Here is an 11,303-nt window from a genome sequence, read left to right as displayed (position 1 = left end):
CTGCTTGACCAGACAGGTGCAGAGAGGGAGGCAGCGGAAGTTGTAAGATGCGGTATCAGCAGTTTCCAGAACCGGTACACAAAAGAAAAAGGCAATGCTGTTAAGCACTGCCTTTTCCTATTACACAAGCCAACCCTTGATATTACTCTTTAACAGCGGACTCTTTTGCTGAGGATTCTTCAGCGGAAGACTCTTCAGGTGTTACGGCTTTTTTCCCTCTTGCAGCTCTGGCTGGTAACTTCTTACCACCTTCTGGCGTTGCTTTAGGGGCTGGATTTTTACCGCCCTTAGGAGGTGCTGCCTTTGCTGCGGGCTTCTTGCCTGCTGGTGTTGCTTTGGCTGCAGTTTTTTTGCCGCCCTTTGGTGCTGCTTTAGGAGCTGGCTTTTTTCCACCCTTAGGCGTTGCCTTTGCTGCAGGCTTCTTGCCACCTTTAGGTGGCGGTGTTGCCTCGCTGCTCTCCTGTGAACTTTCCTGTGCAGAAGATTCCTGCGGCTCAGAAGCAGTGGACTCCTGAGTTTCCGATGACTCTACCGGATCTGCTACTTTTTTCCCTTTGCTGCGGACTGGGCGCTTACTTCCCTCAGGCTTATCCTCGGCCTTTTTCTTGGCTTTCTTGCCTTTGTTTTTGTCATCGTCCTGATCTTCTGAAGCTGAGCTCTTGGCTTTTGATTTTGGCAGAGGGTTTGGAATAGCCTTCATCAAAGTGCCAACGGACTCTTTAACAACATCAACCACGCTGTTTCCAGTGCTGAGCTTGAGGATATTACCCAGCTTCTTGGACTCTTCGATATTGTTCTGCAGATCTTCTGCATCCACATTGTCACGTTCAGCGGCACGGCTAATGTTCAGCAGGATTTCCAGTTCTGCAAGCTTGGCAATTTCCTTATTGTCTTTGGCAACCGCCATCATCTCAGACTTCTTGGCATCCATATCCAATTGGTGCTTCTTAATATCTTCTTTGTTCTCTTCAATTTTTTCCTGAGCGGCTGTGGTTGCCTGCTTGAGCTTGTTCTGTCCTTCGAGAGCCTGTTGAACAGGCTGCAGTTTCAGCTTTTTGTCGGCAACCAGATCTTTCAGGTTGGCTCTGGCTTCTCTAAGTGCCTTCTTGTCGTTAGCTTCCTGTGCATCCGCAACGGCAGCCAGACGTGTTTTCAGCTCTTCAAACTTCTCTTTGCCTTTTTTCGGCAGAGCCTTGACCTGTTCCTCAATACGCCCTTCACCATCCTTTTCTGTCTTCTTGGCGGCTTCCAGAGCTTTATCTGCCAGATCCTGATTCTTCACGGATTTGGCATGTTCAGTTTTTAGCTTGCCGTACTCGTTCTTAAGCTTGTTGTACTGCTTCTGCGTACTCTTGTTTTTGGTTTTAACAGCATCAAGCTGTTCATCGTAAGCAGTCTGCAGATCTTTGCCTTCTTCAACCAGCTGCTCTTCAAAGCGGTGCAGCATGTCGATGACCATGGCATCAGAAGTGCCCAGCAGAGCGGAGTACTTCTTGGTCTTCTCCCGGTGTTCCTTCAGCTCTTCAGAACGCGCCTTCATCAGATTGCTGACCAGCCAGGTGTAGGCCTGATTCTTCATGAAGGTCATTGCCAGCTTGTTTGAGCCACGGTAGTTCTGCCAAGGCAGATGCTTCTCAAGTTTGAGCAGGTCATCAGGCTTGATGTCACCATAACGGCTGCGGGTCACCATGGTCATGATGGGCAGCTCAACCCGCTGGCTGAAGTAGTCATCAATGAACAGGAAGCCGTTGTCACCGGCATTAATAGCGGTGTGGTGAACAGACTGCTTGGGCTTGTCGGGAAGACCAAGATTAATGCCGCCATCAACAGTAATGATGTCCGGCTCAAGAGCCGTGTGCATCTGCTGTTCAAACTTGAATCCGTGGTCATTGGCTGGTGGACGTTCTGCAGCCCACTTCATCAATGCCGGCAGTTTTTCCAGAACCCGGTCAGAGATTGGGGTGATCAGGTTCTTCTTGTAGCTGGCCAGTTCATTCAACATCTTAACAACAGTGTACTGGTCACTGTTGTAAACGCCCTGCAGAATGCCCCGGTCAACGGCATCGGTCCACCAGGTGCGATCATGGCTGGAACCAAATTCAGCCGGGAAGCGAATCAGAGAGCTTGGCTGATCGTTGACATAGAAGCGAACGAATAGCGCCAGCTTACCGCCACGACGCTGGTCACCCAGGATTGCCGGGTAGAAACGAACGCGGGTGACGTTGTTTTCTGCACTGGCTTTTTCCAGTTCAGCAAGAGCATTTTCAAAGCGACCTTCTGGATCAGCGAACGGGGTTTTGTTTCTGACAAAGTCCAGATCCAGATAAGCATTCTTCGGACGACCTGGATCATCGGCGGAGCTGGAGCTGATAAAGGTCAGGGCGAAGTGTTCATTGAGTACCGGCGTATCAAAGGCGATACCGGCAAAGCCTACGGAATGAAGAACGTGCTGACGAAGAGTTTCCGGAATCGCATTCTTCATCATTGGGGCGTAGGCCAGAGCCCGCTTGAACAGCCAGAATACATTCTTGCCCATGCGGCTGGAATCGGATTGATCCAGATAATCACTGACGTTCAGCTTGTCGACGTTACTGGCAAACAGTCTCCAGAGCAGCTCGGAGGTACTGTCACTGCTGGCGTAGTCGCCAACGGCTTCACCGAGACGCCAGACGTAATCAGCAACATCATCACCATTCTCAGCTGTCAGCAGTTGATAATGGGTACCCAGACGTTTGGAGAGGTAGTGGAGTGCAAAGACCGAAACCACCGGGCCAATTTCGCCGGAGAGGGCTTCCCAGGTACGGTCTGCAAAGGAGTACGGATTTTTGGAGAGGCTGTTCCACTTGTATCCGGGCAGCCAGTGCCATTCCGGGTGTTGCTTAATCGTATCGTGGGTCGCTGGTGAGAATGCGTAGCTGTTACTGCCTGCCAGCGCACCTCCCATAGCGTACATATGGGTTGCAGGATCCGCAGTTACCTGAGTAGCAACAGCTGCAATGCTGGCGGACAACAACAAACGGCCTGAATCAATCTTCGGATTCTGTATACCCGGCATAATTATTCCTCTGCAATGCTCCGGCAGATTGGTCTAAGAAAAATGCATATAAAATTTTCGAGGTATATCTAGCAGGGGATGACAGTCTTGCAAGAAATGGACAGAAAAAGTCAGAAACAAGCGGTGAGTTAATTTCTTTTGTTATAAGAACTGTTAATTCTGAGGTTTGTTATTCTTTTTAAGAATGATGAATAGACGCTGAAGGTCTTCTATTTGAAAGAAACATCGGAATTGTAACGCAGTTGATTTTGTAACTATTCCTGAAATTAACAATAAAAAAGCCGGCATGAGAGCCGGCTTTTTTATTTAACACATCAACATCAGGCGGCTTTGGAAGCCATGCTGTACTGATCACGCAGCTCTTCGATTTTGGCGATGTATTCTTTGTACTCGCTGGATTCGTAGTGTGCGTAGTTCAGGTTCTTGAACAGACCGGTCAGCTTCACGAAGAAGTCACGGGCGTCCTTCTTGTCGGAGAAGCGCAGGCCACGACGGGCAATATCAACGATCATATTGAAGTTGAAACGCTGACGAGCCATCGGGCAGGCAGAATCGATCTTGTCGAAAGCGTCCTGCTGCAGGAATACCATGTCCAGGAACAGGGCTTTCTGGTAGGTCACGTAATCCGACAGGGTGACACCTTCTTCACCGGTTACCTGCATCATCTGGTTGATGCTTTCACCGGATACGATCAGGCCCTGCATCTCTTTCACGTCATCGACCCAGTTCTCGGAGATATTCTCCTTGTACCATGGAGCCAGCTGATCCAGATAGCGGGACCAGGAGATCAGTGGGTCTACAGCCGGGAAGAAACGCTTGTAGGCACGATCGTAAGACAGACCCAGGAAGCACTTCACGGTTGCCAGGGTGGACTGGGTTACCGGCTCTTCAAAGTTACCACCGGCCGGAGATACGGTACCGATCATGGTCATGGAACCGCTGTCGCCGTCTTCGTTGGTGATCACACCGGCACGTTCGTACAGGCCCTTGATCGCGGAGTCGATGTAAGCCGGGAAGCCTTCTTCACCCGGAATCTCTTCCAGACGGTTGGAGGTTTCACGCATCGCCTGCGCCCAACGGGAGGTGGAGTCGGCCAGCAGCAGCACGTTGTAACCCATCTGACGGTAGTACTCACCCAGAGTCATACCGGTGTAGATGGAGGCTTCACGGGCCGCAACCGGCATGGAGGAGGTGTTACAGATGATGGTGGTACGATCCATCAGGGTTCCGGTGCCGGTTGGATCCTGCAGATGCGGGAATTCAGTGATGGTTTCTACCACCTCACCGGCACGTTCACCACAGGCGATAACGATTACGATATCCACTGCCGCGTACTTGGACAGCGTGTGCTGCAGTACGGTCTTGCCGGCACCGAACGGGCCAGGGATACAGGCAGTACCACCACGGGCGATTGGCAGGAAAGTGTCGATCAGACGCTGCTGGGTGATCAGAGGCTCGGATGGGTAGTGGCGGGCAGTCTTGCCGTTACGGCCCAGAGTGCCGGCGATGGACTGTTTTACCGGCCAGCGCTGAATCATGTTCAGACCGATCTCTTTGCCCTGCTCATCGCGTACACGGGCAATCACAGTATCCACATTGAAGGAGCCTTCCTGGATCCACTCAATAGTCACGGAACCACGGGTGTTGAACGGCACCATGATTTTGTGAGTGAAACGACCTTCCTGCACGGTACCCAGGGTTTCACCGGCGTGCAGCTTGTCACCGACACGGGCAGTCGCCACGAAAGACCACTCTTTGGAGCGATCCAGAGCGTCCACCTGAACACCACGCTTCAGGAAGGTGCCGTGCAGTTGGGCCAGACGTTCCAGCGGGTTCTGCAGACCATCGAAGATCTGGCTCAGACAGCCCGGGCCGAGTTCAACGGAGAGCAGTTCGCCGGATTGGTACACCAGGTCACCAACGCCCACGCCTTTGGTATCTTCAAACACCTGAATGTCAGCGGTCTTGCCGTTAACACGCAGAACCTCGGACATCAGGCGTTCATCAATCTCTTCGCTCTCGCGGCGGCCCGGAGAAACGTAAACCACCTCGTTTTTGACCAGGCTGGCGTCAGGCGTGATGGTTTCGATGGTGAGGATATCACCGTTTACCGCGATGACTCTGGCAGTTGCCTGCTGTTCAGTTGCTTCGCTCATGCTCATAAAAGAGTGCTCATAATGTTCTGTTCAACCGGCGGGCTGTTAACAGCCCGCCCGGCTTATGAAAACGTTCTACCTGTTGTGCTCAGTGGTTGCTGGCCGGCAGCTGGTCCTTGAAAGCACCAAGGCTGCGTTCGACCAGGTCACGGAAGCGCACGCGTGCCTGTTCGGTATCATAGGCAGTCCAGCGTGCGACCAGATTCCAGCGCATGACGTAGATCACCACGGCCACAAAGTCATTGCGGTGCTTCATGGACATATGGGTCAGATGATTCCATGCGGCCTGCAGCAAGACTTTTTCCAGAGCAACGCACTCACCGGTCCGCAGGCACTCATTCACTTTCGGAATCCAGGGGAAAGCTCCACTCAGGCCCAGTGTCGGTGAGGTCCAGTGGGTGCGGATGTATTCGTAGCGGGTGCCGTAGCTCCACTTGGCTTCGGAAGGGGCCTGCTGTCCGGCATGCTTGCGGCGCAGAGCGGCCGTGACCGTGCGAATATCCAGACGCCAGTTGATCAGATCGATCAGGTGCTGGTTGCCGAGGGAGGCTTTGAGCCGGTCGGCCTGCAGGATCAGGGCTTTCTCATCAACCTCGTCACCCATATGATCCCAGTGCAGCAGGTTCTCGATGGCAACCAGTTTCTGCTGGTCTTCCGTACCGAGCATGGACAGACGCTTGTCCAGCTGGAAGCGGGAGATGGGCGTCATCTTGCTGCTGAACAGCGAATCAATATGGGGCAGCGAAGTCAGTAATGTGTAGTAGGCACTTTCTGCCATGGCTTGCTCCGTAAGAACTGTTCACCGAACAGCTCCGTAAATTCAAGGGGCAACCCGGAACGGGCTGCCCTCTCAGGTCACATCAAGTGCTGAAAGCAGCGCTTACTTGCCGCTTGTCCAGCTTACTTAATCGTACCTTCCAGCAGGGCACGGAAACGTGGCTGCAGGTGCTTGAGCAGCATTTCGCTCACGGCGTCTTCATCCAGCTCCACTTCCACGTTCTTGTCGACCAGACGGAAAGTCATGCCGGTCTTCTGCGCCTTACTGGCGGTGAAGGTAATACCTTCTTCCAGCATTTCGTGACCCTGACGGGCAACAAAGTAGGCCAGAGTGCCTTCCTTCAGTTCTTCCGGGTTGGTACGCAGGTCATCAACACCCACAACCTTCTCCGGCAGAATCACCTGGATGTTCTGCTCGCCATCCAGACGGGTGCGGCCGGCAACTTCCAGAATCATCTTGGTCAGCAGGTCTTCATCGTGCATATCCTCGCCAACGGCTTCGGTAATGCGTCGGGAGAACTTCTCCATGAAGTAGCCTTTCAGCTCCAGCACCGCGTTGCGGCCAGCCAGTTCCAGGGCTTCGTTGCCGGACTTCAGAGTGAAGTCGGCATCTTTTTTAGCCTTGGTGGTAATGGCTTCTGCTTCTTTACGGGCATCCGCCAGAATCTTTGCGGCTTCGTCGCGGGCTTCAGCAACCAGACGGTCTGCTTCGGTCCGGCCGGTGGCCACGCCCTGAGTGCGCAGCTTTTCAATCAGCTGCTGAACACCCACGGATACCTGTTCAGTTGTTACGCTCATCACGATCTCCTGTTGTCGTCAGGTCGCCGGATTAACCGGCGATCTGCTGACCCATAACCAGAGCGAATACGAAGGCGAATACCGCGAAGCCTTCTACGATCGCCGCAGGAGCGATGGACAGACCGAACACTTCCGGCTTGTTCTTGGAAGCGTTGATAGATGCAGCAACAGCCTGACCCTGGTAGATCGCGGAGTACATCAGTGCGATACCGGTCAGCAGGCCGATACCGAACAGACCAGGAGCAGTAGCCAGCGCAACACCCAGACCGGACAGGGTGAACATGATTACGATACCGTAGATAACCTGGGAGGAAGGCATCGCGGACACACCCACGAACTTACCGTATCCGGATTCAACATCCAGCATGGCGCCACACGCTGCCTGACCGGCAACGGAACAGCCGATAGCGGAACCTACGGCACCCAGTGCCACCGGAGCAAATACACCAACCCAGCCCAGAGCAATGATCAGTTGTTCCATTTTCAATCCTCTTGTTTGCGAAAAGCTTTGAACGGGTAGCCTTCGTCGGACATACCCCAGTTAACAAATTCAATAACGTTGAGACGCATGCCATGTACCACGCCACTCATGATGCAGAGGGCAAAGTTCAGGACATGGCCGAGAAGCAGAATGACGCCAGCGAACAGGACACCGGTAACCGGGCTGGTGTTCAGAGCATCGTGAGCCAGATTGTTGAAGGTCATGGCCAGAGACGCACCGGACAGACCGAGCGCGAACAGACGCATGTAACTCAGAATGTCACCAAAGGCGCTGGTAACGCTGTAGATGCCCTTCAAGCCATCAAGGATGCGCAGAATGAAATCCTTGGCGGAGCCGACCTTACGTTCACTGCTGAACAGGAAGATCATCACCGCGCCGGCAATCATCAGTGCAGGACCTACCGGATCGGCGAATACGGCCGGCAGATAGGAACTCTTGCCCAGGTACAGACCCAGACCGCCAAGCATGGTCACCGACCAGCCCAGATGGGCCAGAGAGGTGCTGCGCTTCCGGTTGATCCAGAAGTTCATAAAGTTGGCAATCACCAGATGACCGACACCCACCACAATCGACAGAGCCATCATGGCGCCGTAATCATTGAGGTTGATAAAGGCGACCTTGCCCAGCAAGGTATCCGGCTCCGGTGCAACACCGAAGTAACTGCCAATCATTACGCCCCAGATAATGCCGAGGGCAGACATGAAGTAACCCATATTCAGCAGACGACGACCGCCTTCTGATGCACTGAGCTTGCCGCGATAGAGGAACAGGATACCGCCCAGAATGGCGCAGTAAGCCGCATCGCTCATGATCATGGCGAAGAACAGGGAGAAGGAGTAGAACACCATCTTGCCCGGATCCCAGGACCGGTAGCCAGGCATCTGGAAGAAGCTGAATGCTTCGCTGCCGCCACCGGTGCCTTCGGAGCTTTCCAGCAGCGTAGGCGGGTTGTCGGCATCTTCCGGCTCTTCAAAGGTCACTGCGGCCAGTCGTTCATCAGCGAAGGCACGGACATCCTGTTCTCGGTCAGCCGGCATCCAGCCGGAGACCAGAAAGAACTGGTCATCTTCCAGTGCAGAACGGCTGGCTTCACGCAGGGCCTGTTCATCTTCAAAGCGGGCGACCGCCTGGGAGATGATGTAGATCCAGCGGGTCAGACTTTCTCGTTCACCCTGAATGTCTTCCAGCGCCATTTCGGCCTCTTCAAGACGGGCTTCCAACTCAGACAAAGAGTACTTGCCGACGTGGGAACGCTTGATCGGCAGGATATCCGCACTTGGTTCCTGCTCGGACAGCACCACCACATAAGCGTTCTTGTTGGTCTGGTGTACTACCTCATAAGGCAGTTCCAGCGCCTGAACCTCAGTCATTTCCTTGAGCGGAACAACGTAGAACCACAGTCGTACGTTGGCCATCTCCTCCAGTGGAGGGAAGCTGTAATCGCCCCAGGGCTGCACTTCCTTGATCCGTTTGATCAGGGCGTCACGACGGTCCGCCGCCTTACGGTGACGGACACGGTTATCCAGCACCATATTAACGATGGCATTCGCCGTGTGGTCACCGGTCGAACGGGCTTCACGACGCTTGGTCGGGCAGCTGGTCAGCCAGTGCAGGGCTTCCTTGGCGGATTGGGGTTCACTCAACTCGCCATCACTGTCGGTTGGCAGCATCAGGGGAATCAGGTGCATGCAGCCCAGATGTTGCAGGCCGCGCAGCAGTTCCTCTTTCTCACTGGTCAACCCGTACAGGGTGATCTTTTTGAGCGCTTTAATACTCATGGTCAGTCTCTCCCCTGAGCGGCATTCGCTACCTTGCCGGCTTCGCGCTCGCGGGCCTGTAGGGCTTCAGCAGCATCCATCTTCGACTTGGAGATCTTGGCGTTAACCACGCCGGCACGATCCTGGTCGGAGAGGAAGATCTTGATGCGCGCGATGTTCTTTTTGGTCTGGGGAATCAGTACCTTGGAGAACAGGTTGACCCGCTGGGAGGTGGTGCGGGTTGCGGCGCTGATCTCCTGGTAACGCAGTTCACGTACCTGGCTCTCAACGTGCAGTTCCGCCATCTCTTTTAGCTTCTCGACCAGAAAATCCACCCAGTGGGGTTTGGTCAGATAGCTGTACGGTTTGACGACAACCTCGATCTTTTCGAGTACCGGGACACTGGTGCCGACAATGTTCTGCTCGCCGAGCACAACATTGGTCACCGTGACCAGACCATCGACATTGATATCTTCACAGGCCAGCATAGGCAGCTGGGCCGCGATATCCTTCTCGATCTGTTCGATACGCTCGCGGGCTTCGGTCAGGGCAATCTCAGCCTTCTTGCGCTCTGCCATCAGTTGCTGGCGTTTCAGTTCCAGCGCAGGCAGATAGCGGTTGAAGGTTTTGAGGCTGGCCTTCTCCTTGTTCAGCGAGCTTTTGTTCAGTGATACTTTGGTGGCCATGATTCTCAGGCCTCCGCGGTGGCAGCCGCCTCATTAGTGGCAGCGACCCGGTAGTCCGGCCAGTACTTCTCGATCATGCTCTGCTTCATCAACGTCTCTTCCGGAGAGAAGCATTCCGCCAGCGTTGACCAGCAGGCATCCAGTGCCTCTTCCAGAGACATAGCCGCATCAAGGCTCATAAAGCGCTTGCGGAACAGATCGCCGAACTTGATAGTTTTCAAGTCGTAGTCGGACAGTTCAAAGGCCATCGCCTGTTTCTGCTTGGCGTTCACCGAGTCAGAGTAGAAACGGATCATGGTGTTCATGATCTGCGGATGGTCTTCACGGGTTTCCTTGCCGGCTACCATCTGCTTCAGACGGGACAGGGAACCGAATGGATCCAGTACGCCATCGTGCAGGTAGAACTGACCTTCAGTGATGTAACCGGTGTTATCCGGTACCGGGTGAGTTACGTCATTACCCGGCATGGTGGTTACTGCCAGGATGGTTACGGAACCGGCACCCTTGTAGTCGGCCGCCTTCTCATAACGCTTGGCCAGCTGGGAGTAGAGGTCACCCATGTAGCCCCGGTTGGCAGGGATCTTGTCCATGGCCACACCGATTTCCTTCATCGCGTCAGCGTAGGAGGTCATATCGGTCAGCAGCACCAGTACCTTCTTGCCTTCCGCTACCGCGAAGTGTTCGGCAGTGGCCAGCGCCAGATCCGGAATCATCAGACGTTCTACGGTCGGGTCAGAGGCCAGGTTGGAGTACATCACGGTACGGGACGATACGCCGGCGTTTTCAAACGCGGTCTTGAAGAAGTGGTAATCGTCGAAGATCAGACCCATGCCACCGAACACCACCACGTCCGCTTCCGCCTGGATAGCGATACGGGCCAGGAACTGGTTATACGGTTCGCCGGACACGGAGAAGATAGGAATCTTCTGAGATTCAACCAGAGTGTTGAATACGTCGATCATCGGTACGTTAGTCCGCACCATACGGGAAGCCAGAACCCGCTGGGTTGGGTTAACGGATGGGCCATCGATAACCACTTTGGGATCCTGGCTCAGTGATGGGCCGCCATCGATAGGCTCGCCGGCACCGCTGAAGATACGACCCAGAATGTTCGGGGAGTAGATAGCCCGCATAGGCTCACCCAGGAAGCAGACCGCAGAGCGGGTCGACAGACCCTTGGTGCCCGCGAAAACCTGCAGGGAAACTTCGTTGCCTTTCAGACGGATGATCTGAGCCATGGAGTACGGCTGACCATCCTGCTCAATCAGGGCAAGGTCACCATTGCGGGCCTGTGAGCGGGCACCATCCAGGTTGGGTACTTCCACCCGGATGATGTCACCGACAATACTGAGTATGTTGGTGTAACGTATGAGGCTCTGGGACATATTTTCTTCCTGTCCTGAAAAAGGAGTCTTGTGGAGCAAGCTCTTCAGCTGACCTGCACTCAGCAGAAACAGCCCCGGCTATGGGCTTGCCCCAGATGCTTTCACCTGAAGCAATATTCACTACAGCGGCGGCAGAATGGGTAGGGGCACAGAACTTCACAGTTCAATATCTGTGGGTGGCCGAATA

Annotated in this window: 8 protein-coding genes; all 8 read right to left on the bottom strand. The window is 54.1% G+C overall.

What is annotated here, in order from left to right; all coding sequences use genetic code 11:
- Positions 1-142: 142 nt before the first annotated feature.
- Entirely contained in the window at positions 143-3,055 is a 2,913-nt protein-coding gene (locus tag EHSB41UT_RS08160) for a hypothetical protein (RefSeq protein WP_087108612.1), read from the bottom strand.
- Positions 3,056-3,375: 320 nt separating this feature from the next.
- Positions 3,376-5,217 carry a V-type ATP synthase subunit A gene (locus tag EHSB41UT_RS08155; protein ID WP_242667262.1) on the bottom strand — a complete coding sequence of 614 codons (1,842 nt, stop codon included), beginning with the start codon at positions 5,215-5,217 and terminating at the stop codon, positions 3,376-3,378.
- An 82-nt stretch (positions 5,218-5,299) separates the two neighbouring features.
- Positions 5,300-5,989 (bottom strand): DUF2764 family protein, encoded by a 690-nt coding sequence (locus tag EHSB41UT_RS08150; protein ID WP_087108609.1) that lies wholly within the window; start codon positions 5,987-5,989, stop codon positions 5,300-5,302.
- 122 nt (positions 5,990-6,111) lie between these two features.
- A complete protein-coding gene (locus EHSB41UT_RS08145; protein WP_087108607.1) occupies positions 6,112-6,786 on the bottom strand; it encodes a hypothetical protein in 675 nt (224 codons plus the stop codon).
- Positions 6,787-6,817: 31 nt separating this feature from the next.
- Positions 6,818-7,267: an ATP synthase subunit C gene (locus tag EHSB41UT_RS08140; protein WP_087108605.1), complete on the bottom strand. Its 450-nt coding sequence runs from the start codon at positions 7,265-7,267 to the stop codon at positions 6,818-6,820.
- A gap of 2 nt (positions 7,268-7,269) precedes the next feature.
- Positions 7,270-9,066 (bottom strand): V-type ATP synthase subunit I, encoded by a 1,797-nt coding sequence (locus EHSB41UT_RS08135; RefSeq protein WP_087108603.1) that lies wholly within the window; start codon positions 9,064-9,066, stop codon positions 7,270-7,272.
- Positions 9,067-9,068: 2 nt separating this feature from the next.
- Positions 9,069-9,731 carry a V-type ATP synthase subunit D gene (locus EHSB41UT_RS08130; RefSeq protein WP_087108601.1) on the bottom strand — a complete coding sequence of 221 codons (663 nt, stop codon included), beginning with the start codon at positions 9,729-9,731 and terminating at the stop codon, positions 9,069-9,071.
- Between the two features lie 5 nt (positions 9,732-9,736).
- Positions 9,737-11,116, bottom strand: a complete 1,380-nt coding sequence (locus EHSB41UT_RS08125; protein ID WP_087108599.1) for a V-type ATP synthase subunit B — start codon at positions 11,114-11,116, stop codon at positions 9,737-9,739.
- Positions 11,117-11,303 lie beyond the last annotated feature (187 nt).

The sequence above is a fragment of the Parendozoicomonas haliclonae genome (genome assembly GCF_900174585.1).
GTDB classification, from domain to species: domain Bacteria; phylum Pseudomonadota; class Gammaproteobacteria; order Pseudomonadales; family Endozoicomonadaceae; genus Sansalvadorimonas; species Sansalvadorimonas haliclonae.
This window is presented reverse-complemented; position numbering and strand designations above follow the sequence as displayed.

Bases quoted from the DNA above. Each gene is read 5' to 3' on its own strand.
- EHSB41UT_RS08160 (WP_087108612.1), bottom strand. From the start codon at position 3,055: ATGCCGGGTATACAGAATCCGAAGATTGATTCAGGCCGTTTGTTGTTG.
- EHSB41UT_RS08155 (WP_242667262.1), bottom strand. From the start codon at position 5,217: ATGAGCATGAGCGAAGCAACTGAACAGCAGGCAACTGCCAGAGTCATC.
- EHSB41UT_RS08150 (WP_087108609.1), bottom strand. From the start codon at position 5,989: ATGGCAGAAAGTGCCTACTACACATTACTGACTTCGCTGCCCCATATT.
- EHSB41UT_RS08145 (WP_087108607.1), bottom strand. From the start codon at position 6,786: ATGAGCGTAACAACTGAACAGGTATCCGTGGGTGTTCAGCAGCTGATT.
- EHSB41UT_RS08140 (WP_087108605.1), bottom strand. From the start codon at position 7,267: ATGGAACAACTGATCATTGCTCTGGGCTGGGTTGGTGTATTTGCTCCG.
- EHSB41UT_RS08135 (WP_087108603.1), bottom strand. From the start codon at position 9,066: ATGAGTATTAAAGCGCTCAAAAAGATCACCCTGTACGGGTTGACCAGT.
- EHSB41UT_RS08130 (WP_087108601.1), bottom strand. From the start codon at position 9,731: ATGGCCACCAAAGTATCACTGAACAAAAGCTCGCTGAACAAGGAGAAG.
- EHSB41UT_RS08125 (WP_087108599.1), bottom strand. From the start codon at position 11,116: ATGTCCCAGAGCCTCATACGTTACACCAACATACTCAGTATTGTCGGT.